Below are 22,131 nucleotides of genomic sequence, written 5' to 3' on the forward strand. Positions count from 1 at the left end.
TTGGGCCCGCGCTGGCGCGCATCACCCCGCCATTGCTTCCTCATATTCGCCGGAAAGCATCAGCCATTGCTCTTCGGCGTCGGAAAGTTTGGCAGCTGCCTCGCCACGTTCCTTGACCTTCTGTGCGGCCTTGGCGGGCGCCTTTTCGTAAAGGGCGGGGTCCGCCAGTTCCTTGTCGAGCGCCTGAATCATTTTCTCAAGCTTCGCCGTCAGGGATTCGATTTCGTTGATCTTTTTCTTGAGCGGCGCAAGCTGGGCGCGCTTTTCCGCATTCGCCTTGCGTTGATCTGCCTTCGACGCCTGATCGGACGCGGCCTCGGTCTTGTCTTCCTTTTTCTTGCCGGAGGAAACGACGATGTCGCGATATTCCTCCATGTCGCCTTCGAAGGTTTTGACCGTGCCATCGGCGACGAGCCACAGCCGGTCCACCGTCGCTTCGATGAGGTGACGATCGTGCGAGATGAGGATGACCGCGCCGTTATAATCATTCAGCGCCTCGATCAGCGCGCGGCGGCTATCGATATCGAGATGGTTCGTCGGTTCGTCGAGGATCAACAGGTTCGGCGCGTGGAATGCGGCAAGCCCCATCAGCAGACGCGCTTTCTCACCACCGGACAGATCCTTGGCCGCCGTCGCCATCTTCTCCGTCGCAAGGCCCATCTGTGCGACGCGTGAGCGCACCTGTGCTTCAGGCGCCAGCGGCATCAGCTTGCGCACATGTTCGACCGGCGTTTCATCCGGCACCAGATCATCCAGCTGGTGTTGCGCGAAGAAACCGATCTTCAGGCCGGGGGCGGTGCGAAGATCGCCCGCCTGCGGGGCAAGCCGGCCGGAAATGAATTTCGCGAAGGTGGATTTGCCATTGCCGTTGGAGCCGAGCAACGCAATGCGATCGTCATTGTCGATGCGCAGATTAAGCTGCTTCAGGATCGATTTGCCCGGTTCGTAACCCACGGCACCGCCATTGATGGCGACGATGGGCGAGGCGGGCTGTTTTTCCGGCTCGGGAAATGTGATCGGCTGAACATGGTCCTCGATAACAGCGGCAACCGTGCCCATGCGCTCCAGCGCCTTGATGCGGCTTTGCGCCTGCCGGGCCTTGGTGGCCTTGGCACGGAAGCGGTCGATGAAGCTTTGCAGATGTTTGCGCGCAGCGTCGCTCTTGACCTTGGCCTTCATCTGCAATTCGTCGGCCTCGGCCTTCTGGCGCTCGAACTGGTCGTAACCGCCGCGATAGAAGGTCAACTTCTTCTGGTCCAGATGCACGATGGAATTGACGGCATTGTTCAGAAGGTCGCGATCGTGGCTGATGATGATGACGGTATGCGGATAGCGGCGAATATATTCCTCCAGCCACAGCGTGCCTTCGAGGTCGAGATAGTTGGTCGGCTCGTCGAGCAGCAAAAGGTCCGGCTCGGCAAACAGCACGGAGGCGAGCGCCACGCGCATGCGCCAGCCGCCGGAGAAGGAGGAGGCGGGGCGAAGCTGTGCCTCGTGGTTAAAACCGAGACCGGCAAGAATGCTGGACGCGCGGGCCTCGGCCGAATGCGCATCGATATCGACGAGCCGCATCTGGATTTCGGCGATCCGGTGCGGATCGGTCGCGGTTTCCGCTTCGGCCACAAGGGCGCTGCGTTCCTTGTCGGCGGAAAGCACGATTGATATCAGCGATTCTTCCGTTCCCGGCGCTTCCTGTGCCACCTGGCCGATGCGCGCCTGTTTGGGAATGCTGACCGAACCGCTTTCGGCGGAAAAATCGCCGGTAATCACCTTGAACAGGGTGGATTTGCCGGCGCCGTTGCGGCCAACGAGACCCACCTTCACGCCGGCGGGAAGCGCCACGCTGGCATGGTCGAGAAGCAGGCGCCCGGCGATACGGGCGGAAAGGTCGGTAATCGTAATCATGGCGCCGTTTTGGCCGAACTGCGTGGCCAAGGCAAGAGCGCCTGCGCCACATCGGATCATATATGGCGTTTGAAGCGAGTCGGTTTAGGCGGAATTGTCGCGCGTGCGCGCAAACTTTGGTTTTGCGCGTTTTTCGGGCGCAAGACCGCGATGCATTTTCACTGGAAGTGCTTTAACAGCCGAGCTGCGCCAGATAGCTGCTGCGGCTGTGCTGGGCCAGGTCCCGGGAATAGCCAACAACGCAGTTGCGCGTGCTGCAGCGTGCCGAAAGCAGGGCAAGTTCGGCATGGCTGAAAAATTCGGCGGGCGTGGCGGTGCCATCCACCGCCGCAACGCCGATCGAAACGGTCAGATGTTCGCCTTCGCCTTCACTGGTCACGAAGCGCAGCGCCTCCACACTTTGCCGCAGCCTTTCGGCAATCGCTTCTGCGGTATTTTGTGAGACGTTGGCAAACAGAAAGGCAAATTCATTACCGCCGACGCGGGCAACGAAATCGTCCTTCTTGATGGTCTTGCGGAAAAGTGCCGCAAACCGCCGAAGCGCCTTGTTGCCGGCGCTGGCGCCATATTTGCCATTGATTTCGCGGAAACGGTCAATGTTGAGCAGCATCAGCGAGGTGGCGGACGCGGCCTGATCGCCGGCGAAAAGGTCTGCGAGTTTTTCGAGGAAAGCCGCGCGGTTGGGAAGCGCCGTCAATGCGTCCCGCAGGGAACTTGCCTGCAGTTCGGCCCGGCGTTTTTCAACTTCGCGGATTTTCATCAGCCCCATGGCGATGAAGTGCCTCAGGCTCGTCTGTTCCTCGTGAATGTCGCCCATCAAGCGGGCGAGCCGCTCGGTTGCCGGCGGCTCCGGATGATTTTCCTCGGCAAGGCTGGCGATGAATGTCTCGGCCCGCTGCACGCCGGCTTCCAGCCGCGCTGAGATCTGCTTCAGCGTTTCGAAGGCCTCGTTGGCCATTGCCTCGGCCTCGATCTTCGAAAAGCCGGGCAGATTATGTCTCTGGCCGATAATATCGATTTCATGCTGCTGCGGCGCGTTGCCAAGCGCCAATATATCGCGCCCCATGGCCGGGTTGTGCCCCGACAATATTTCATAGATCAATTCGTAATTGCGCGGCAGCGGCGCAATATTCATCTTGGCGATGAATTGCGTGATCTTGGTAACGACAAGACCGTTTTTTGACTGTTCGCGTTTTTTATCGCCAGCAGATGTCGTCACCGTCAGCCCCAAAAAGATAGTATTTATGGATTCATCGAAATATTCAGTATCCGAATGCGACTATTCCTACACGCCACGGTTTAAAATAGACTAAACTCCTGGGATGTTTTTGTCGTCTTGATGCTGGAATTCACGTTTGGCGGGGCGGGGACGGCTTTTGATCGATAACATGATTAATGCTGATTTGATTTCAGGCCATTGCCGTTCTTATATCGTTGTATCGATATAGCCAAAGAAGGTGCTGCCCATGACGAACTCCAGAACCTTGTACTCGCTGTGTGGAAGCGACATTTCCCGGCCGTTTTCTCCCCATTGCTGGAAAACCGTGCTTTCGCTGGCGCATAAGGGGCTGGATTTCGAGGAGCGCCCCTTGCCCTTCACGGTCATACCGACGGTTGAGGACGGTTTTTCGAGAACGGTGCCGATCCTGCGTGACGGAGAGCAGCTGGTGAGCGACAGTTTCGAAATTGCGCTTTATCTGGATGACGCCTATCCGGAGCGGCCGTCGCTGTTTGACGGGGAGGGCGGCAAGGCAATGGCCCGCTTCGTTGAAAGCTGGTCCCAGACGGTGCTTCACCCGGCCATCACCCGTATCGCCCTGCTGGATATCCACAATATGCTGGATGAGCCGGATCGCCGTTATTTCCGTGACAGCAGGACGAAAGCGCTCGGCCGCCCGCTTGAGGATGTAGCGGCGAACCGCGAAGCGGAAATCGCGGCCTTTCCGGCATTGCTGGCGCCGATCCGTCGCATGTTGAGCTTCCAGCCCTTTATCGGCGGCACGTCGCCGCTTTTTGCCGATTACATCGTGTTCGGTGCGCTGCAATGGGCAAGGATCACCACCGGCGCCGATCTGTTTTCCGATAATGACCCGGTGCGGGACTGGTTCGAAGGCTGCCTTGATCTCTATGATGCAAGAGGCCGCAGTGTGACAGCGGCGTGAAATGTCTCGCGCCGTTACCGCAATATGGTCGATCCCCCTTGTTTTCGGGCCTTTGGGCGGGTAAAGACCGCCCACTTTCTATATAGGAAAAGGAAACGGACACATGGCGATTGAACGCACATTTTCGATGATCAAGCCGGACGCAACCAAGCGTAACCTGACGGGCGCGATCACCAAGGTATTTGAAGATAACGGCCTGCGCATCGTCGCCTCCAAGCGCGTCTGGATGAGCAAGCGCGAAGCTGAAGGCTTCTACGCCGTTCACAAAGAACGTCCTTTCTTCGGCGAACTCGTTGAAGGCATGACCTCCGGCCCGACCATCGTTCAGGTTCTGGAAGGCGAAAACGCCATCCTCAAGAACCGCGAAATCATGGGCGCCACCAACCCGGCCCAGGCCGCTGAAGGCACCATCCGCAAGTCCTTCGCGCTTTCCATCGGCGAAAACTCCGTTCACGGTTCCGACGCTCCGGAAACCGCCGCACAGGAAATCGCCTACTGGTTCGCCGAAACCGAAATCGTCGGCTGATTCAAAATATCAACGGCTTGAATCGCCCTCTCAGGCGAATGCACGAAGCCGTTGAAAAGACTCGAGGAAACGGAGCCGAAAGGCTCCGTTTTTTGTTGGTAGGGAGCTTACATGCCGAAACTCCCCGCGACCCTCATTCCTGTGCTTGTCACAGGAATCCAGCCGACGCGCGTCTGCGCGGCGAGAGGAGTCTTTCAGCCCAACGACTTGGTCTGGCTAGATTCCTGTGACAAGCACAGGAACGAGGTAAGCAAATCACGACGCCGGACACCCCTGGGCCGGCCGCATATCCGTCGTACCGTCAGGTTTGAACACCTCCGGATTGGGCGTGTAGAGCGGCCCGACCACCAGCGGTTTGGCGGGAAGAAGCGATTGGTCCGTGTCGGAGTGGATCGTGGTCTCTATCGTCTGCAGAATATCGCCCTCCGGCCCCTTGATGCGGATGGTGACTTTATAGGGCCGATCCTGCTTGACGCACTCGACCGGCGGGCTCTGAACGGCGATCTTTTCGTCGGCTGGAAAAATCCTGTCGCTCGTCGTCAGGTCAGGACCACCACGGGGATTTTCGAATGAGCCCTCCACCGTGCTGCCGTCGGCGATGGGCGCGACGCGCTGCAGGGTCACCAGATAGGTGGCGATCGCCACGCGGTAATTGAAGACGAACATGCGGCCTGAAATCTTCGCGACCTCGCGCGGTTCGTCGCGCTGACAGCTGGAGAGACCGAGCGCGGCCATAACCGCAAGCAACGGAAGGGCAATCCTGTTCATGCCTGCGCCTCCTTTGTCCGGTGGTAGTGCCGGCTGGCTTTTTGCCGGTTGCCGCACACCGCCATGTCGCACCAGATTCGGCTTCTATTCTTGCTGCGATCGATGAAGAGCCAGCCGCAATTGCCGCAGATCCGCAGCCGTTCCCGTGTCTCCCGCGCAAGCAGCGACAGGGCGGAATGGGCCGTGGCGTTGCCGAGGCTTTCGGCCGCCGGAAAGGTGCGCAAGGCGGTGCCGCAGGCGAAAAGAAGGTCCGCCAGCCTGGCGTCATCACCGCCGGCGCCCAAGATCGACGAGCGAAAACAATCGTCGATCGCCTCTCGAAGATTGAGAAGGATTGGCCGTTGCTTCGCTTCGGGTGCGTTGAGCGCGGGAAACCTGTCGCGCTCCGCGCCAAGCCGTGTCGATGCCTCGGCAAAAGTGGCGATCTGTTCGGGCACTGCAAAACGGTCAACCGATTTTGCGGCGTCCGAGCGCAGGATCACACTATTGGCGACATCAAGCGCCAATGCGCCGCCTGCGAAACGATGAGCTGTCCAGCGAAAGGTCATGCCGCATATTATAACTGTCAAAACGTATTTTAACAGTTATAATAATAGTGGGAGGACGCGCATGGCTTATTTCCTGCAACAATTGCTGAATGCCGTGCCGGTCGCAGCCCTCTATGCGGTTCTGGCCTTCGGTTATGCCATCGCCTTTTCGGTCACCAAACGTGCCGATGTCACCTATGGTGCCATATTCGCCTTCGCCGGCCAGACCTGCCTGTTATTTGCCGATTTCGGCTGGAACCGGTTATGGCTGGTTCTGCCGGCCACACTGGCGCTTGGGGCCGGGGCAGGCCTGTTCGGCGGGTTGTGGGCTGCGGGTTTCGTCGGCAGGGCGGTGATGCGGCCGCTGGCGAAAGCCTCTCCCAATGCGGTGACGGTCGCCTCCATCGGCGTGCTGATTGCGCTTACCGAAAGTGCAAGGCTCGCCGCCGGCACAAGGCAATTATGGCTGCCGCCACTTCTGTCGCAACCGGTGCGCTTCTGGAGCGATGGTGGCTTTGCCGTGACCCTGACGCCGATGCAGATGCTGAACACGGCGGCGTTTGGACTGCTCGTCCTCTCAGGATCCGTTTATCTCGGCCGTTCCGCTTTCGGCAGACGATGGAAGGCCGTATCGGATGATCCGCTTGCGGCATCGTTCTGCGGCGTAAATGCGGGCCGGGTATTCCTGCTATCCTATTGCGCTGCAGGATTTGTCGCCGCCATTGCCGGTGTGCTGGCCACTTTTTATTACGGAACCATGGATTTTGGCGCCGGCCTCGTCTTCGGCCTCAAGATCGTGCTGATTTCGGCAGCGGGCGGTTATGCCAGCCCGCTTATCTGCGGTTTGGGGGCGGCTGCCGTCGGATTTGCGGAAACCCTGTGGGCCGGTTATGGCCCGGTTGTCTGGCGTGATGCGGCGGTGCTGGCGCTTCTGGTCGGCTGGTTGATTGTCATGCGCAGCAGGGCGGAGGCGCCTTGAGGCATTTTCGGGAAAAGCGGACTGCGGTTCTCCGCCCGGAAATGCGGGAAAAGGTGATCGGTTACCGCCACTTGTCCTTCGCCGAATCGTCGGTCGTCTTGGCTGATACCCAGTCTCGCACCGCTCCGTCCTTGCCATGTTCCTTTTTCCAGAACGGGGCGGAGGTCTTCAGATAGTCCATCACGAAATTTGCGCCGTCGAAGGCCGCCTGCCGATGGCTGGAAGCGGCAATGACGAGAACGATATTCTCGCCGGCAGCGATCTTGCCGTGGCGGTGGATGGCGGTGAGGCCGAGAAGGTTGAAGCGTTCGATGGCGAGTTCGGCGATGCGGGTAATTTCGGCTTCGGCCATGCCTGGATAATGTTCAAGCTCCAGCGCTGCCAGTGTTCCGCCGTCGTCGCGGCAAAGCCCGGTGAAGGCGACGACCGCGCCGATGCTTTTGTCGCGTTGCGTCAGCCGCCTGGTTTCGTCCGCGGCATCGAAATCCTCACTTTGCACACGGATCGTCGGCTGCACGGCTTTCTGCATCCGCTCATCCCCCGGTCATCGGCGGAAAGAGACCGATCTCGCGCGCACCGACGATGCTTTCGTCATGTTCGACATGTTCCTGATTGACCGCAACGCGGATCACATCTGGAAATTCGAAGGCCGCCTCGTAATTTTCGCCACGGGTTATGAGCCAGGCGATCAGTTCACCGGCCGTGGTGACGGAGGAGGGGATATCCAGCTCTTCCTCATCGGTACCGATCTTCTCACGCACCCAGGCGAAATAAACGATGCGTGTCATCAGTCTTCGTCCACGATGTGCTTGAGGCCGGCCTTGAAGTAATCATAACCGGTATACATGGTGAGCGCAGCCGCAAGCCAGAGAAGCGTAATGCCCATCTCTGTCGTATAGGGCAGGACCTTGTCACCCGCCGGACCTGCCAGCAGGAAGGCAATGGCGACCATCTGGATCGTCGTCTTCCACTTGGCGATGCGGGTAACGGGAACGCTGACCTTCAGCGCCGCCAGATATTCGCGCAGGCCGGAGACCAGAATTTCACGGCAGAGAATGGTGATGGCGGCCCAGAGCGACCAGCCGGCGATGGTGCCGTCCGCAGCCATCAGCAGCAGCACGGAGGCGACCAGCAGCTTGTCGGCGATCGGGTCCAGCATCCGGCCGATATTGGACGTCTGGTTCCAGATGCGGGCCAGATAACCGTCGAGGAAATCGGTTAGCGAAGCAATGATGAACAGCCAGAGCGCCGTCCAGCGCGCGAAATCCGAGCTTTCCAGCTTGCCCTCGATGAAGAAGCACAAAACGATGACAGGAACCGCCAGAATGCGGCCATAGGTCAGAAGATTGGGGATGCTGTATGCGCGCGAAGCCATGGGAAACCTGTCAGTCAAAGATCAGCTGTCTTGATGCCGCCCCTGACGCATAGGGTCAACATGTGATTATGTTTTTTTAGCAGTTCGCCACGACGGTTCGGTATCAATCGCCGCCGCTCTCGTGGAAGTGATTGTAGATTTGCCGCGCCACCGCTTCGGAAATGCCTGTCACGTTCATCAGGTCGTTGAGACCGGCGCGGGAAACCGCCTTCGCCGTGCCGAAATGCTGCAGCAGGGAGCGCTTGCGGCCGGGGCCGATCCCCGAGATTTCATCGAGCGGATTGCGCACCATTTCCTTCTTGCGCCGCGCCCGATGAGAACCGATGGCGAATCGGTGCGCCTCGTCGCGCATGCGCTGTACGAAATAAAGCACGGGATCGCGCGGCGGCAGGGAGAAATCGCTGCGTCCATCGGCGAAAAAGCGTTCGCGTCCGGCATCGCGGTCCACACCCTTGGCGACGCCGATGGCGGTCACACAGTCACGAATGTCGAGTTCATCGAGGATGGCACGCACCGCCGTCATCTGCCCCTGACCGCCATCGATCAGGATCACGTCCGGCCAGCTGGGGAAAGGCATGTCGGCCGCTTCCTCCGGTGTGGGTGTCCGCTCGCGGTCCGGCTTGCCCTCTTCCTTCAGCAGGCGTGAGAAACGGCGGGTCATCACCTCGCGCATCATGCCGAAGTCGTCACCCGGGGTGATGTCGGTCGATTTGATGTTGAACTTGCGATACTGGTTCTTCACGAAACCTTCCGGCCCCGCCACCACCATGCCGCCCACGGCATTGGTGCCCATGATGTGCGAGTTATCGTAGATCTCGATGCGGCGCGGCACATAGGGCAGGCTGAAGGTTTCTGCAAAACCTTTCAGAAGCCGTGCCTGCGAAGAGGTTTCCGCCAGCTTGCGGCCATGCGCCTCGCGGGCATTGGCAAGAACATGGTCGGTAATGTCCTTCTTCTCGCCGCGCTGCGGCACGCTGATCGTGACCTTGTGGCCGGCTTTTTCGCCGAGTGCTGCGGCCAGCAACTCCTGTTCCTCGACGGTTTCGGACAGCAGGATCTGCTTTGGCACCGGCTTGTCGTCGTAAAACTGCGCAAGGAATGCGTTGAGGATTTCCGAGCCGGGCAGGGAAGGGTCCGCCTTCGGGAAATAGGCGCGGTTGCCCCAGTTCTGGCCGGTGCGGAAAAAGAACACCTGAATGCAGGAAATGCCGCCTTCATGATGAATGGCGAAAACATCCGCTTCCTCAATGCCGGCCGGATTGATGCCCTGATGGCTCTGGACATGCGAAAGCGCCGCCAGCCGGTCGCGATAGACGGCGGCGCGCTCGAAATCGAGATCCTCGGCCGCCTCGTTCATCTGCCGCGCAATGGCGGTCTTGACGCTCTGGCTTTTGCCGGACAGGAAATCCTTGGCTTCCTTGACGAGTTCCGCATACCCCTGATCGCTGATCTCGTGCGTACAGGGGCCGGAACAGCGCTTGATCTGGTACAGAAGACAGGGACGCGTGCGGGTCTCGAAAACACTGTCGGTGCAGGTGCGGATCAAAAAGGCGCGTTGCAGCGAATTGATCGTGCGCCCCACTGCGCCGGCCGACGCAAAGGGTCCGAAATAATCGCCCTTGCGTGCCCGTGCACCCCGGTGCTTAAAAATCGCCGGGGCGCGATTGTCGGCGGTGATGAGAATATAGGGAAACGATTTGTCGTCACGCAGAAGCACGTTAAAGCGCGGCCGCAAGCGCTTGATGAGATTGGCTTCCAGGAGAAGCGCCTCTGTCTCCGTGCGGGTGGTGACGAATTCCATGTGGGTGGTGAAACGCACCATCTGGGCGATGCGATTGGAATGCACGCGGCCCTGGGCATAGTTGCCCACACGCTTCTTCAGCGAGCGCGCCTTGCCGACGTAAAGAACGTCACCCGCCTCGTTGAACATGCGATAGACGCCCGGCGAGTTGGGCAGGTGTTTGACGAACTCGCCGATGAGGTCCATGCCCTTCAGGCCGGATTCATTCTTCCAGCCCGCATTCCAGTCCATGCCCACGGCGTCGCGCGGAGCCTCCGCCACTTCTGTCGCGGCAAGGCTTGCATCGTCGTCTTCATCGTCGGTTTCATCGAAGAGAATACCGCCATCAGGCAGCTTCTTTCCGTTCATTCAGGTATCTCCGCCACGTCAGGGGTTTCCCAGCCAAGGTGCTGGCCGCCGTCGAGCGCGATCATTTGTCCGGTGACCGACGGCGTATCGTAAAGAAAGCGAATCGTCCGCCCGAACTCATCCGGGGCAGGACCACGCTTTAATATAAGGCCGTCGATCTGCGCCTGAAAGTCCTCGGGCGCCTGTCTTTCGCTTTTGAAGGAGGGACCCGGCCCGATGGCGTTCACCCGCACACGCGGCGCAAAGCTCTGCGCCATCGTTCGTGTCGCAGTCCAGAGGGCGGATTTCGAAAGCGTATAGGAATAGAAACGGGGTGTGAGCGCCAGCACGCGCTGATCGATGATATTGACGATCAGACCGGATTTGTCCTTCGGCAATTGCCCGACAAAAGCAGCGGCGATGAGGGACGGTGCCCGCACATGCACGGAAAAATGTGCATCGAAGATCGCCGGATCGGGTTTGTCCGCACTGTCCTCCAGAAAAACCGAGGCATTATTGACGACCACGCCGATGGGGCCGAGGGCGGAAGCTGCCTGTTCGACAAGCGCCATGGTTGGCGCAGATTGTGTCAAATCCGCCTGAACGGCAACGGCCTTGCCACCGTTTTGCCTTATTTCGTTAGCGAATTCCTCCGCCTGCGCCATCGATTCATTGGCATGGACGGCAATCGCAAAGCCATGGGCGGCCATATCGGTGGCGATTGCCCGTCCAAGCCTTCGGGCGGCTCCGGTTATCAAGACTGTCTTTTGTATATCTTCTTTCACGGCGGACCTGCATTTGCTCATACATGCCCTATGTGCTGGATATAAATGCAAATCGCAAGCTGTCCGTCAGCCCTAAAAGAATTGGGCGATTTTTTATTCGCAATGCAATTTTGATTTAATTTAAATATAACTAAGTTTAAAGCCGATCTATTGCTGATTAGGCTTCTGTTAGGGTTAATAAAACCCTTGTGGCAATTAGGCAACGTCTAATTCTAGTCACGTGTCTGCCCCAAACAATTCACATTTTGGCTCTTTGATCTCCGCATTCTCCCATCAAGTTCAGTTTCCAGAGGGGCGATTAACCCGACGATTTTTACACCGCGTCTGAAAACAATGTTTTGAGTGCAGAGCGGTCCTGAAAGGAGAATAGCATGCGTATTTTCGTAGCAACCCTTATGGCTTCGACCATGGCAGCTGCCGGCTTTTCGGCTGCTCACGCCGCTGACGCCGTAAACGAAGTGCCCCAGGCACCGGTGTCCTACGACCAGCCCGCACCGGTCAAGGATTGGTCTGGCGCTTACCTCGGTGGTACGGTCAACTATGACTGGGGCCGTTTCAGCTCCAGCAATGACGGCCGTGACGCCAAGGGCTTCGGTGGCGGCCTGTACGGTGGTTACAACATGCAGAGCGGCCAGATCGTTTACGGTGCGGAAGCAGACGTGAACCTGGGCGACGAGAAGGGCTCTGCCGGTACGGTTGCCGGTCGCGCCATCGAAGGCAAGCAGGGCGTCAACGGCTCGCTGCGTGGCCGCGTTGGTTACGACATGAACCCGTTCCTGCTCTATGGTACGGCCGGTCTTGCTGTCTCCGACAACAAGGTTCGTGACGCGACCTCCAAGGACAGCGCCACCGCCCTCGGTTACACCGTTGGTGCCGGTGTTGAAGCCATGGTGACCGACAACATCACCGCTCGTCTGGAATATCGCTACAGCGACTACCAGAAGAAGGACTACGGTCTCGACTCCGGCGCATTCTCGCGCGGTTTCGACGATCACTCCGTCAAGGCGGGTATCGGCGTCAAGTTCTGATCCTTCACGGATCGGTCAAGGAAAAGCCGGGGCGCAAACCCCGGCTTTTTTGTTTTTGTTTTTGTAGACTGTCGAGAGCGCCCGGCGACCTGGCCGGGCACTGTTCCGCTTCGCCTCAGGCGGCTGCCTTCATTTCCGCATAGGCTTCGAAACGCTTGCCGAAAATCTCCGGCCATTGTGCCAGCGCATCGCGGCCTTCGGCCCATTCACCGGCAAAACGCAGGTCGAGATAACCGATCATCGCTGCCAGCGCGAAATGGCCGCCATGCAGCTTCTTGCCGGTCTTGGGCAGGTTGGCGTTCAGATGGTCGAGGCCCCGGACCACTTTTTTCCACTGCTTGTCGATCCACGGCTGATGGATCTTGTCCTCCGGGCGAAAACGGCGCTCGTAAACGATGGCCAGGAGACAATCCATGATGCCGTCGCAAAGCGCTTCCAGAATTTCCGCTTCCGTGCGCTTGCCGTCCTTTTTCGGGTAAAGCTTGCCGCCCGAAAGACGGTTGAGATAATGCATGATCGCCACGCTGTCATAAACCGAGCCGCCGTCATCCAGCAGCAGGACGGGGATCTTGCCGAGCGGATTATTCTCCATCAGCGTTGCGGGCTCGGCGCTGGCGTCGACGCGCACATCGGTAATCTCCATGCCGAGATGGCGGGCGGCCATGCGCACCTTGGCGGAATAGGGGGAGGCGGGCGAATAGAGCAGTTCCATGGTTGGGTCCTATGGGGTTGAATTAGCGTATCGGGATGATTTCGGTGGAGCCGGCGCGGCAGCCTTTGCGGTCAAGCTCGGGGCAGTCGCGAAATGTCATGTCCCTGTTGAGGCAGATGCGCACTTCTTCCAGGCGCTTTCCATCACAGCTGATCGAGATGCCGCGTTTCGACAGGCCGGGATTGGCGTCGGTGAAGGCGGTTTCGATGGCGTCGGCGGAAAGGGTGGCGGCTTGCGCGCCCGAGGCGATCTTGCCCGGCAGCGTCACGGCTTCAAATGCGGTCCGCGTCACTGAAAAATAATCTTTCTGCGACAGGCCGGAACAGGAGCCGTGTTTGCGCCACTGGTGGCCGATCAGACCCATGGAGGGCATGATATCGAACATGCTGCGGCCGAGCGCGTCCGGCACACGGTCCGGTTCGCCGCTTTTGCAGAATTCGGGATAGCCGTTTTCGTTTTGCGGCCAGAGCCCATGCACGACGAAACCGTAACGCCTGTCGCTGCCACATTGCTGGCGATTGCCGGAACCTTCCGAACTGGCGCAGAATGCCGGCGACCAGGATAATGATAGCACGTAAAAATCAAAACCCGTGCCGCGAGGGGCGGGGTTGTTGCCTGCATGCTGTTGGGATGCATCGCGTCGAGGTGCGTCTGGATTTCCAGCGGGCTGTGATTGCGATTGTGTCTGGCGGTTCGGATTGGAGCTGGTGGGAACGGTTTGTTCCTGCGCAAACCACAGCGCGGCAAGCGACAGAATACCGAAAGCGATGAAACCGGCATAACGATTCATTCCGTGCACGCTCTCCGGAAAGTGGATGACCTCACATCGCCTGAAGACGACAAAGCGGTCTTACATCAACTTGTGAACGGGGCAAATGTTGTTTCGTGTGAGCTGCCAATACTTCCCACAATCCCTCAGCCGCCCATCTGCGCAATACGTCGCGTCATCCAGTTGACGTAGCTGGTGCGCGTCATCTTGCGTCTGGTGGACTCCTTATCAATGAAATCGAGAACGTCGGCGTCAAGCATCATGTTGGCACGCACGGGTTTTCCCGCAAGACGAATGAGTGGCACACTCGTCAACATGCTTCCCCCAGGCACGGATACCTCTTCGAGCGCGCTGGGTTCCGCCAGAGGCGCGTTGTCTCGGTCCATTTCAAGCGCGTAATCGCGCAGGGCTTCTTCGGCGTTGATAATCGCTTCGTCTATGGTTTCACCCATGGCGACCACGCCGTCCATATCCGGAAAGACCACGCCATAAGCGCCTTTCTCTCCATCTATAAGTGCGGGATACCTGACAGTCATTTCGCAGTTCCATAGGTCGTTGAACATTGGTTTTTCGCGACGGGAACGTTAAGCGTTCCACCCGGCCTTCTTCGCAATGGAACCCGCCACGCCGGGACTGAGTTGACGGTGCCTCGGCACCTGTACAAATCCCTTTTCGGGGTGGCGATAGATGTCGTGGGCAGCTCCATGCCGGTCGAACGCCCAACCTTCTTCTTTCAGCCGCTTGATGACTTTAGCAGCATTTGTTTCCATTAAATCTCCGCTGTGCATATATTTGCACTCGCAACAGGAAAGGTCAATTTCTGCTGTGCATATATTTGCACGATTACAGCCTTGTGAATGCTGCGTGAGGACCACGTGGGGTAGGAGTGTGACACGGCAACAAAAGGTGACAGGCAATTTTTTGTGAAAAGGTTGAAAGCTTCGCCGCATAACGAATAGACTCCGGCGAATCTTCCGCGAAAGACGGAAGGAGGCTGGGGTGAAGCTGGAGGAAATAGGCGGCATGACCGCATGAGATTTAAGAAATATATCTGGCCTGTCGTTGGTCTGGCGACGATCGGGTTTTCAGCCTGGCTGCTTTATCATGAGCTGCGCGGTCTTTCGCTTGATGATCTCTGGGAAAGCTTCATGGCCATCCGTGTGCGGGACTGGGTGTGCTCCGGCATGGCCACACTGCTGGCCTATGCCGCGCTTGCCGGCTACGACCGCATTGCGCTCCAGCATCTCGGCCGCAAGGTGAACTGGTTCTTCATCACGCTCACCTCGTTTACCACCTATGCGCTTTCCCACAATGTCGGCGCTTCCGTGTTTTCCGGCGCCGTGGTGCGCTACCGGGCCTATACGTCCAAGGGTCTGAGCGCTGCCGAGGTCGGCGTTCTCGTTGGTCTTTGCTCCTTCACCTTCATCATCGGAACCATCATGCTCATCGGCATGGTGCTGCTTTACGAGCCTGACATCACCGAACGCTTCACCGGCATCCTTCCCGTCGAGGCCTCCACAACAACAGGCATCCTGCTGCTTGTTATCGTCGGCCTTTACGTGCTTGGCAGTCTGCTGAAGCTGAAACCGCTGAAAATCCGCTCGTTTTTCCTGCCTTATCCGGCACCGAAACTGGTGGCGCAACAGCTGGTCATCGGGCCGATCGAGCTGATCGGTGCGGCGGGCATCATCTATTTTGCGCTGCCGGAGGCCGGAAATCCCGGTTTCATGATCATCCTCGGGATCTTCCTGATTTCTTTCTCGGCCGCGCTGATTTCCCATGCGCCGGGCGGGCTTGGCGTGCTGGAACTGGTCTTCGTCACCGGTCTGCCGGATATGAACCCGGCGGACGTGATCGCGGCGCTGCTGGTTTTCCGGCTGTTCTACCTCATAATTCCGTTCATCATGGCCCTGTTCGTGATCCTGTTCTTCGAGCGGTCACAGCTTGCAGAGGCGCAGAAGCGGGAAGGGCTGAGGTAATCCTCAGTCCTCCTCCGACTTTTCCTCGCCGCGCAGCCAGAAGGCGCGGTGCGAGGCGTAGCGGTCCTGCGCCATCACCGTTTTCAGGAAGGGCAGGAGCGTGTGCAGCTCGTCCTTCAGCGTATAAGGCGGGTTGACGATGATAAGGCCGGAGCCGCTCAGGCCTTCCAGCCGGTCGCTTTTTACGGAAAGCTCGGCGCACAGCATTTTCGGAATGTCGAAGGATTGCAGCCGCTCGTGAAAATCCTTGATCGGCGCGCCTTTTTTGAGCGGATACCACAGGCAATAGGTGCCCGTGGAGAAACGCCGATAGGCCTTGTTCAGGCCATCGGCCAGTCGCTGATATTCGTTTTCAAGCTCGAAAGGCGGATCGACGAGGATAAGGCCACGTTTTTCCTTGGGCGGTAGATGCGCGCCGAGCGACAGCCAGCCGTCCAGCTCGGTCACACGCACCTGATAATCGCCCTCGAAGAGACGGGATAAAGCCCGGCTATCGTCCGGATGCAGTTCCATGGCCGAAAGCCGATCCTGCGGACGAAACAGCATGCGTGCGAGTTTCGGCGAGCCGGGATAAAATTGAATGCCGCCTTCCGGATTGAGCTCCTTCACCGCGGTGAGATAGGGTTCGAGCAGTTCGGCGATGGGGGCGGGCAGGTCGGCCTCCACCAGCTTGCCGATGCCGGTCTGCCATTCGCCGGTCTTCTGCGCCTCTTCCGAGGTAAGGTCATAAAGCCCGATGCCGGCATGGGTATCCAGCACCCGAAACGCCTTGTCCTTGTTCTGCAGGTAGCGCACCAGGCGGGCAAGAACCGCGTGTTTGAGAACATCCGCGAAATTGCCGGCGTGATAGATGTGGCGGTAGTTCATGGATGTGTCTCGCTTGCAGATGGCCAGGATGAATATTCTTGATGGACGTCACTTCGGCCTTTTGGCCGCAACATTGATGCAATATACAAAAGCCATGAACGTTGCGACCCCGATCTCCGCTGAAAAAGCCGCCACCAAGGCCGAACTCCGTATCGGCCACACCGTCTGTCCGCATGACTGTCCGAGCGCCTGCGCGCTGGAGGTCGATATCAACGCGGAAGGCCGTATCGGCCGCGTGCGCGGCGCCAATAGCAATACATACACCGCCGGCGTCATCTGCGCCAAGGTGGCGCGGTATTCCGAACGCATCTATCATCCCGGCCGTTTGCTGACCCCGAAGCGCCGCAAGGGCGAAAAAGGGGCGGGTGACTGGCAGGAGATTTCCTGGGAAGCGGCGCTGGACGAGGTGGCGGATGCTTTCGTCAAGGCGGAGGCCCGGCATGGCGCCGAGGCCATCTGGCCGTATTTCTACGCCGGAACCATGGGGCAGGTGCAGCGCGATTCCATCGAGCGGCTGCGCCACGCCAAGAAATATTCCGGCTTCTTCGGCTCGATCTGCACCAACATGGCCTGGACGGGTTACGTGATGGGCACGGGTGCGCTGCGTGGCCCCGATCCGCGCGAGATTGGCAAGGCCGATGTCGTCGTCATCTGGGGCACCAATGCGGTCGCCACGCAGGTCAATGTCATGACCCATGCGGTCAAGGCCCGCAAGGAACGCGGCGCAAAGATCGTCGTCGTTGATATCTACGATAATCCGACGATGAAACAGGCCGATATGCGCATCGTCGTTCGCCCCGGCACGGATGCAGCGCTCGCCTGCGCCATCATGCACATCGCCTTTCGCGATGGTTATGCCGACCGCGATTATATGGCGCGCTTTGCCGACGATCCGGCCGGGCTGGAAGCGCATCTGAAGACGAAGACGCCGCAATGGGCGTCGGAGATTACAGGCCTTTCCGTCGACGAGATCGAGGATCTCGCAAGGCTTGTCGGCACGACGAAAAAGACGTTTTTCCGGCTGGGTTACGGTTTTGCCCGCCAGCGCAATGGCGCGGTCGCCATGCACGCCGCCCTGTCGATCGCCACCGTGCTCGGCTCCTGGCAATATGAGGGCGGTGGGGCGTTCCACAATAACGGCGATATTTTCCGGCTCAACAAGGCGGAACTGATGGGCACGGCCTATGCCGACCCCGATGTGCGCCAGCTCGACCAGTCGCAGATCGGCCCCGTGCTGACGGGCGATGCCAATGCGCTGCGCCACGGCGGCCCGGTGACGGCGCTGCTCATCCAGAACACCAATCCCGTCAATGTCGCGCCCGAACAACGGCTGGTGAAGCAGGGTTTCCTGCGCGACGATCTTTTCGTTGCCGTGCACGAGCAATTCATGACCGAGACGGCTGATGTGGCCGATATCGTGCTGCCGGCCACCATGTTCCTCGAACATGACGATATCTACCGCGCCGGCGGCCAGAACCATATTCTGCTTGGGCCCAAACTTGTCGAGCCGCCGGAAACGGTGCGCACCAACCTCTTCGTTATCGAGGAACTGGCGAAACGCCTCGGCGTCGATCATATGCCCGGTTTCGGCCTTTCGGCCCGCGAGCATGTCGACCGTATGCTGAAAGTCAGCGGCTGGGGTGATTTCGACACGCTGGCGGAGGAGAAGTGGATCGATGCGCAGCCGTCTTTCGAGGTGGCGCATTATCTCGAGGGCTTTGGTTATGGCGACGGAAAGTTCCGGTTCAGCCCGGACTGGGCAACGGGGCCGTCTCCAAACAAACCGCCGAAAAATATCGGCGTCATGGGGCCGGTATCCGAGTTTCCGAAATTCCCGGATCAGGTGGATGTCATCGAGACCGCCGACGGGGATCATCCCTTTCGGCTGGCGACATCGCCGGCCCGCAACTTCCTGAACTCCACCTTTGCGGAAACCAAGACCTCCGTGCAGAAGGAAGGCCGCCCGGAATTGATGATCTGCGCCGAGGATGCCGCCGGTCACAGTATCGCCGATGGCGACATCGTCCGCATTGGCAACGCACGCGGCCAAGTACGCCTCCATGCGAAGATTGTTGAGGGCGCCAGGTCAGGCGTGCTGATTGCCGAAGGGCTGTGGCCCAACAAGGCGCATCTGGATGGCGAGGGCATCAATGTTCTCACCGGCGCCGATGCCGTTGCCCCCTATGGTGGCGCGGCTTTCCATGACAACAAGGTTTGGCTGCGCAAAGACTGACGGGACATGGAATGAGCAAGTTCGACAATGTGAAGATTGAAATTCTGAAAGACGAGACGCTCTCGAAGAACTGGTATCATCTCCGCAACATCACCTATGATTACACCAATTCGAAAGGTGAAACGAAAGTCATCCGGCGTGAGGCCTATGATCGCGGCAATGGCGCGACCATCCTGCTTTACGATCCGCGCCGCGAGACGGTAGTGCTGGTGCGGCAGTTTCGCGTGCCCACTTACGTGAACGGCTATCACGGCTGGCTTCTGGAAGCGCCCGCCGGCCTGCTGGATGGTGACGACCCGGCCGAGGCCATTCGCCGCGAAGTGATGGAAGAAACCGGATACGTCGTGAAAGACGTGCGGTTTCTGTTCAAATCCTTCATGTCGCCCGGTTCCGTGACCGAAATTCTGCACTTTTTTGCCGCCATCATCGATTCATCGGATCGGGTGGAGGAGGGCGGCGGTGCCGCACATGAGGACGAGGACATCGAGGTTCTGGAGTTTTCACTGGCGGATGCCATGAAGATGATAGAAACTGGCGATATCTGCGATGGAAAAACGATCATGCTGCTGCAATGGGCGGCCCTGAACAAATCGTCCCTCACCCTGTGACGGAATTGCCTGCGGAGTGACTATGGACCGTTCATTGAAAATGACTGCTGCCGGCGAGGCGGACAGAATACGGCTGGTGGAAAAAGAGACGGTCTGGAAGGGCTTCGTGCATATGCAGAAGCTTATTTTCGACCAGCGCATGCCGGATGGCAAAACGATCCGCATCGTGCGCGAAGTGCACGACCACGGCAGCGCCGCGGCCATTCTGCTTTACGATAAGAAGCGCGACAGCGTGGTGATGGTGCGGCAGTTCCGTCCCGCCGCTTTCGTAAACGGCGATCCAAGCTTCATGATCGAAGTGCCAGCCGGCCTTCTCGATGACGACAATGCGGCCGACGCCATTCGCCGCGAGGCGATGGAAGAATCCGGTTACGCGGTCGAGAAGGTCGATTATCTCTTCGACATGTATGCCAGCCCCGGAACCTTGACGGAAAAGGTCAGCCTCTTCGTCGCGCATATCGATCTCGACGTGCAGGCCGGTAACGGCGGTGGTTTGGCGAGCGAAGGCGAGGATCTGGAAGTTTTGACCTATGGTCTCGACGAAGCCTTTGCGATGATCGCATCCGGCGAAATCACCGATTCCAAGACGATTATCCTGCTGCAATGGGCAATGCTCAACCGTCACAGCCTTTAATATTAAAGGCTGTGCGAAAACAGGGAATGTCTTTCGAACTATACTCTAAATTACTTTAAATTCAATTAAAAATTGTTGTTGATTAATTAATCAACCCCGGTAAGCTTGGTGTGTCTAGGTTCACAAGCGGCTGGGGGGCTGGCTATGATTTTGGAAAAGGGTTCGCGCGGCAGTGCCGTGCAGGCGATCCAGGAAATTTTGAATTTTCTGCATTTCGAGGGGCGAAAATCGGCCTCGGCCGATTATGAAAGCCTCGAGACGGACGGCGTCTTCGGTGCGGATACGGAAGAAGCCGTACTGTCATTTCAGGCGGACAATCAACTTTATGAAGATGGTCGCATAGGGCCTGTAACGCTCGCTGCCTTGCAGCAGGCATATGAAACACGGCAGCGGGAATTGGTCTCGCCGCTATCACTGGCAGGCGATGCGAGCTACAGCATCGAGATAGGTGAGGCGGACCTTTTCGGAACGGGAAAGGAAAAAGGCTATCCGCGTGTCAGGCTGCGCAGCGACGTCATGTCCGCCTATAAGCAGGTCTACAAGGAGGTTCGTCGCCAGGGTGGATTGATGACCTCTTCCGGCGGCGTCCGCGATTTAAACGCCACGGTCAGCAAAAACCGCAGCGCCACATCTTTTCACTACTCAGGCCGGGCGCTCGATCTTTTCATCTGGAGCGGCATGCAGGATCCGGCGACCGACGCCTATGTCGCCCAGCGGATCGGCGAGAGACGCTACAATGTTTATGCCCGTTGCTGGCAGGATAGGGCTGAAAAAGGAGCTTTGCCGCCGCAGCAGACGATCCCCGATGTCGTGACCAACAAGAACCGCGTCAAGGGAGTTTCCGTCACGGGCCATTTCCTCGACTTGACGGCCCTTTTTGCCAAGAACGGTTTCAAACCGATCCGCGCACGCGCAGCCTTCGAGAAGGGTGGCGATTATCTCGGCGCGGAATGGTGGCATTTTCAATGGGAGGTCGGCCTTGTTCCCGGCGCTTCAACCTTCGGTGCCGAATTGTTGAAGATATATTCCAAGGCAACCTTGGCCAACACGCCGCCATGGGCCTACCGTGATTATATCTGGCAGCAGGACTGGTTTTAGATACTGATTGGGCAATGTGCCCATAAATCAAAGCCGCGCCTTTAACGAGGCGCGGTTTTCTGGGCAGCCCTTATTGGGTGTCAGAACCGGCCCTTGATACCGGCGCCCACGAAAATCGACTGCAGGTCGCCGCCGCCGGCATTCTTTTCCGAAGTCAGGTTTCCGGCACCCGCGCCGCTATAATGCGTGTCCCCGCGCCCCAGGCTGGTATATTCATAGGCGCCATCTATGTAGATCGAGGCATTCTGGGTCAGGTCATAGGCAACACCCGCCTTCACCCCGAACATGCCGGCAACATCGAATTTGTCGGTAAAGCGCATATCGCGCATCCAGTGATCATCCGTCGCTTTGGCAAAAACCATCGCGCCGCCCTCCAGGCCGGCATTGAGCGACCAGTTGCCGAATCTCTGGCCGCCGGTCAGGTTGCCGTAGAAGGCGGGGATTTGCTGGCGATAGGTAATGCCCTTTTCACCGTCCTTGAACCTGATGTTCAGATCTCTTCGAGAGAAAAGGCTGTAGACGGCGCTGCCGCCATAGGCCGACCATTGCACATCCGTATAACGAAAACCGACGCCGGCGCTGAGATATTGCTGGGGATCATCCAGCAGCATGCGGTTAAGCTCGAAGCTTCCCGAAAAATAGTGATCAAGTCGCGTATCATCGTGTTGGGAGCGATGGCTCCAGTTGTTTTTGGAGCTGTCTCTGGAAAAAGGCGCTATCCAGTCATAGTCGGTCATGTAGCCGTCGCCTTCAAAACCGACGCGGCCTTCGGCTTTCACGCGCCAGCCGGGTGCGAGCTCAAGCCCGAGAGAGCCGCGCAACGCCATGCGTTTTTGGTTTCCCATTCGAGTTCGCTCAGCTTGCTGCCGCCAATATGAACGGTTTCCGTTGCCCGGAGATTGAGAACGCCGGCATCCAGCGAGGCGGTAATGCCGCTTTGTTCCGCGGCGAGCGGCAGGCTGGTGCCCATCAGCAAAACTGCCGTAAGCGGCAGGGAATATCTCGAAAATGGCATAATCGCTCCTGACTGACCGGAGGGCCCGAAATA

General features: G+C 58.5%; 23 protein-coding genes and 1 pseudogene. 9 read left to right on the forward strand and 15 right to left on the reverse strand.

Features of this window, described 5'->3' with window-relative positions; genetic code table 11:
* Positions 1-21 precede the first annotated feature (21 nt).
* A complete protein-coding gene (locus PL640_RS05160; protein ID WP_142839507.1) occupies positions 22-1,905 on the reverse strand; it encodes an ABC-F family ATP-binding cassette domain-containing protein in 1,884 nt (627 codons plus the stop codon).
* 172 nt (positions 1,906-2,077) lie between these two features.
* Positions 2,078-3,124: a GGDEF domain-containing protein gene (locus PL640_RS05165; protein ID WP_271361007.1), complete on the reverse strand. Its 1,047-nt coding sequence runs from the start codon at positions 3,122-3,124 to the stop codon at positions 2,078-2,080.
* Positions 3,125-3,371: 247 nt separating this feature from the next.
* Between PL640_RS05165 and PL640_RS05170 the strand changes: the two genes are divergently transcribed.
* Positions 3,372-4,067 carry a glutathione S-transferase family protein gene (locus tag PL640_RS05170; RefSeq protein ID WP_052820359.1) on the forward strand — a complete coding sequence of 232 codons (696 nt, stop codon included), beginning with the start codon at positions 3,372-3,374 and terminating at the stop codon, positions 4,065-4,067.
* A gap of 103 nt (positions 4,068-4,170) precedes the next feature.
* Positions 4,171-4,593 (forward strand): nucleoside-diphosphate kinase, encoded by a 423-nt coding sequence (gene ndk / locus PL640_RS05175; protein WP_003502118.1) that lies wholly within the window; start codon positions 4,171-4,173, stop codon positions 4,591-4,593.
* 255 nt (positions 4,594-4,848) lie between these two features.
* Here the strand turns inward: ndk and PL640_RS05180 are convergent, their stop codons facing one another.
* Entirely contained in the window at positions 4,849-5,361 is a 513-nt protein-coding gene (locus PL640_RS05180; RefSeq protein WP_271361008.1) for a hypothetical protein, read from the reverse strand.
* Positions 5,358-5,909 (reverse strand): CGNR zinc finger domain-containing protein, encoded by a 552-nt coding sequence (locus PL640_RS05185; protein WP_271361009.1) that lies wholly within the window; start codon positions 5,907-5,909, stop codon positions 5,358-5,360. Before PL640_RS05185 ends, PL640_RS05180 begins: the two co-directional genes overlap by 4 nt.
* Before the next feature lie 61 nt (positions 5,910-5,970).
* Here PL640_RS05185 and PL640_RS05190 point away from each other — a divergent pair, with 61 nt between their 5' ends.
* The gene (locus PL640_RS05190) at positions 5,971-6,867 is read left to right on the forward strand and encodes a branched-chain amino acid ABC transporter permease (RefSeq protein ID WP_269698210.1); all 897 of its coding nucleotides are present in this window, start codon (positions 5,971-5,973) and stop codon (positions 6,865-6,867) included.
* Between the two features lie 61 nt (positions 6,868-6,928).
* Here PL640_RS05190 and PL640_RS05195 read toward each other — a convergent pair whose 3' ends face one another.
* The 5 genes from PL640_RS05195 to PL640_RS05215 form a co-directional block, all read right to left on the reverse strand.
* Positions 6,929-7,396, reverse strand: a complete 468-nt coding sequence (locus PL640_RS05195; protein WP_142839512.1) for a molybdenum cofactor biosynthesis protein MoaE — start codon at positions 7,394-7,396, stop codon at positions 6,929-6,931.
* Positions 7,397-7,400: 4 nt separating this feature from the next.
* On the reverse strand, positions 7,401-7,655 hold the full coding sequence (gene moaD / locus PL640_RS05200) for a molybdopterin converting factor subunit 1 (RefSeq protein ID WP_142839513.1): 255 nt from the start codon (positions 7,653-7,655) through the stop codon (positions 7,401-7,403).
* Entirely contained in the window at positions 7,655-8,242 is a 588-nt protein-coding gene (gene pgsA / locus PL640_RS05205) for a CDP-diacylglycerol--glycerol-3-phosphate 3-phosphatidyltransferase (RefSeq protein WP_046798832.1), read from the reverse strand. Before pgsA ends, moaD begins: the two co-directional genes overlap by 1 nt.
* A gap of 103 nt (positions 8,243-8,345) precedes the next feature.
* A complete protein-coding gene (uvrC, locus tag PL640_RS05210) occupies positions 8,346-10,391 on the reverse strand; it encodes an excinuclease ABC subunit UvrC (RefSeq protein ID WP_271361010.1) in 2,046 nt (681 codons plus the stop codon).
* Positions 10,388-11,176, reverse strand: a complete 789-nt coding sequence (locus PL640_RS05215) for an SDR family oxidoreductase (protein WP_271361011.1) — start codon at positions 11,174-11,176, stop codon at positions 10,388-10,390. The genes uvrC and PL640_RS05215 overlap by 4 nt, the downstream gene beginning before the upstream one ends.
* Before the next feature lie 350 nt (positions 11,177-11,526).
* Here PL640_RS05215 and PL640_RS05220 point away from each other — a divergent pair, with 350 nt between their 5' ends.
* A complete protein-coding gene (locus tag PL640_RS05220) occupies positions 11,527-12,183 on the forward strand; it encodes an outer membrane protein (protein ID WP_142839515.1) in 657 nt (218 codons plus the stop codon).
* Between the two features lie 115 nt (positions 12,184-12,298).
* On the opposite strand, the gene PL640_RS05225 is transcribed toward PL640_RS05220, so the two are convergent.
* From PL640_RS05225 to PL640_RS05240, 4 genes are all read right to left on the reverse strand, one after another.
* Positions 12,299-12,895 (reverse strand): glutathione S-transferase, encoded by a 597-nt coding sequence (locus tag PL640_RS05225; protein ID WP_271361012.1) that lies wholly within the window; start codon positions 12,893-12,895, stop codon positions 12,299-12,301.
* Between the two features lie 22 nt (positions 12,896-12,917).
* Entirely contained in the window at positions 12,918-13,685 is a 768-nt protein-coding gene (locus PL640_RS05230) for a ribonuclease T2 family protein (protein ID WP_271361013.1), read from the reverse strand.
* A gap of 125 nt (positions 13,686-13,810) precedes the next feature.
* On the reverse strand, positions 13,811-14,200 hold the full coding sequence (locus PL640_RS05235; protein WP_271361014.1) for a type II toxin-antitoxin system HicB family antitoxin: 390 nt from the start codon (positions 14,198-14,200) through the stop codon (positions 13,811-13,813).
* A gap of 48 nt (positions 14,201-14,248) precedes the next feature.
* Positions 14,249-14,434, reverse strand: coding sequence for a type II toxin-antitoxin system HicA family toxin (locus PL640_RS05240; protein ID WP_271361015.1), 186 nt, complete (start codon positions 14,432-14,434; stop codon positions 14,249-14,251).
* Between the two features lie 261 nt (positions 14,435-14,695).
* On the opposite strand from PL640_RS05240, the gene PL640_RS05245 reads away from it, so the two are divergent.
* Positions 14,696-15,643, forward strand: a complete 948-nt coding sequence (locus tag PL640_RS05245; protein WP_142839520.1) for a lysylphosphatidylglycerol synthase domain-containing protein — start codon at positions 14,696-14,698, stop codon at positions 15,641-15,643.
* 3 nt (positions 15,644-15,646) lie between these two features.
* On the opposite strand, the gene PL640_RS05250 is transcribed toward PL640_RS05245, so the two are convergent.
* Positions 15,647-16,510 (reverse strand): 23S rRNA (adenine(2030)-N(6))-methyltransferase RlmJ, encoded by an 864-nt coding sequence (locus PL640_RS05250; RefSeq protein ID WP_271361016.1) that lies wholly within the window; start codon positions 16,508-16,510, stop codon positions 15,647-15,649.
* 28 nt (positions 16,511-16,538) lie between these two features.
* On the opposite strand from PL640_RS05250, the gene PL640_RS05255 reads away from it, so the two are divergent.
* From PL640_RS05255 to PL640_RS05270, 4 genes are all read left to right on the forward strand, one after another.
* The gene (locus PL640_RS05255; protein ID WP_271361017.1) at positions 16,539-18,743 is read left to right on the forward strand and encodes a molybdopterin-containing oxidoreductase family protein; all 2,205 of its coding nucleotides are present in this window, start codon (positions 16,539-16,541) and stop codon (positions 18,741-18,743) included.
* Between the two features lie 11 nt (positions 18,744-18,754).
* Positions 18,755-19,351, forward strand: a complete 597-nt coding sequence (locus PL640_RS05260; protein WP_269698202.1) for an NUDIX domain-containing protein — start codon at positions 18,755-18,757, stop codon at positions 19,349-19,351.
* A gap of 22 nt (positions 19,352-19,373) precedes the next feature.
* Positions 19,374-19,985, forward strand: coding sequence for an NUDIX domain-containing protein (locus PL640_RS05265; RefSeq protein ID WP_142839523.1), 612 nt, complete (start codon positions 19,374-19,376; stop codon positions 19,983-19,985).
* Between the two features lie 144 nt (positions 19,986-20,129).
* The gene (locus tag PL640_RS05270) at positions 20,130-21,083 is read left to right on the forward strand and encodes a peptidoglycan-binding domain-containing protein (protein WP_271361018.1); all 954 of its coding nucleotides are present in this window, start codon (positions 20,130-20,132) and stop codon (positions 21,081-21,083) included.
* 80 nt (positions 21,084-21,163) lie between these two features.
* Here the strand turns inward: PL640_RS05270 and PL640_RS05275 are convergent.
* Positions 21,164-22,098: pseudogene (locus PL640_RS05275) on the reverse strand (omptin family outer membrane protease).
* Positions 22,099-22,131 lie beyond the last annotated feature (33 nt).

Origin of the sequence: Agrobacterium sp. ST15.16.024 (assembly GCF_027956545.1) — a bacterium.
GTDB classification, from domain to species: Bacteria; Pseudomonadota; Alphaproteobacteria; order Rhizobiales; family Rhizobiaceae; genus Agrobacterium; species Agrobacterium cucumeris.

Coding starts and splice junctions, on each gene's coding strand:
- PL640_RS05160 (WP_142839507.1), bottom strand. CDS start 1,905: ATGATTACGATTACCGACCTTTCCGCCCGTATCGCCGGGCGCCTGCTT.
- PL640_RS05170 (WP_052820359.1), top strand. CDS start 3,372: ATGACGAACTCCAGAACCTTGTACTCGCTGTGTGGAAGCGACATTTCC.
- ndk (WP_003502118.1), top strand. CDS start 4,171: ATGGCGATTGAACGCACATTTTCGATGATCAAGCCGGACGCAACCAAG.
- PL640_RS05180 (WP_271361008.1), bottom strand. CDS start 5,361: ATGAACAGGATTGCCCTTCCGTTGCTTGCGGTTATGGCCGCGCTCGGT.
- PL640_RS05185 (WP_271361009.1), bottom strand. CDS start 5,909: ATGACCTTTCGCTGGACAGCTCATCGTTTCGCAGGCGGCGCATTGGCG.
- PL640_RS05190 (WP_269698210.1), top strand. CDS start 5,971: ATGGCTTATTTCCTGCAACAATTGCTGAATGCCGTGCCGGTCGCAGCC.
- PL640_RS05195 (WP_142839512.1), bottom strand. CDS start 7,396: ATGCAGAAAGCCGTGCAGCCGACGATCCGTGTGCAAAGTGAGGATTTC.
- moaD (WP_142839513.1), bottom strand. CDS start 7,655: ATGACACGCATCGTTTATTTCGCCTGGGTGCGTGAGAAGATCGGTACC.
- pgsA (WP_046798832.1), bottom strand. CDS start 8,242: ATGGCTTCGCGCGCATACAGCATCCCCAATCTTCTGACCTATGGCCGC.
- uvrC (WP_271361010.1), bottom strand. CDS start 10,391: ATGAACGGAAAGAAGCTGCCTGATGGCGGTATTCTCTTCGATGAAACC.
- PL640_RS05215 (WP_271361011.1), bottom strand. CDS start 11,176: ATGAGCAAATGCAGGTCCGCCGTGAAAGAAGATATACAAAAGACAGTC.
- PL640_RS05220 (WP_142839515.1), top strand. CDS start 11,527: ATGCGTATTTTCGTAGCAACCCTTATGGCTTCGACCATGGCAGCTGCC.
- PL640_RS05225 (WP_271361012.1), bottom strand. CDS start 12,895: ATGGAACTGCTCTATTCGCCCGCCTCCCCCTATTCCGCCAAGGTGCGC.
- PL640_RS05230 (WP_271361013.1), bottom strand. CDS start 13,685: ATGAATCGTTATGCCGGTTTCATCGCTTTCGGTATTCTGTCGCTTGCC.
- PL640_RS05235 (WP_271361014.1), bottom strand. CDS start 14,200: ATGACTGTCAGGTATCCCGCACTTATAGATGGAGAGAAAGGCGCTTAT.
- PL640_RS05240 (WP_271361015.1), bottom strand. CDS start 14,434: ATGGAAACAAATGCTGCTAAAGTCATCAAGCGGCTGAAAGAAGAAGGT.
- PL640_RS05245 (WP_142839520.1), top strand. CDS start 14,696: ATGAGATTTAAGAAATATATCTGGCCTGTCGTTGGTCTGGCGACGATC.
- PL640_RS05250 (WP_271361016.1), bottom strand. CDS start 16,510: ATGAACTACCGCCACATCTATCACGCCGGCAATTTCGCGGATGTTCTC.
- PL640_RS05255 (WP_271361017.1), top strand. CDS start 16,539: ATGAATATTCTTGATGGACGTCACTTCGGCCTTTTGGCCGCAACATTG.
- PL640_RS05260 (WP_269698202.1), top strand. CDS start 18,755: ATGAGCAAGTTCGACAATGTGAAGATTGAAATTCTGAAAGACGAGACG.
- PL640_RS05265 (WP_142839523.1), top strand. CDS start 19,374: ATGGACCGTTCATTGAAAATGACTGCTGCCGGCGAGGCGGACAGAATA.
- PL640_RS05270 (WP_271361018.1), top strand. CDS start 20,130: ATGATTTTGGAAAAGGGTTCGCGCGGCAGTGCCGTGCAGGCGATCCAG.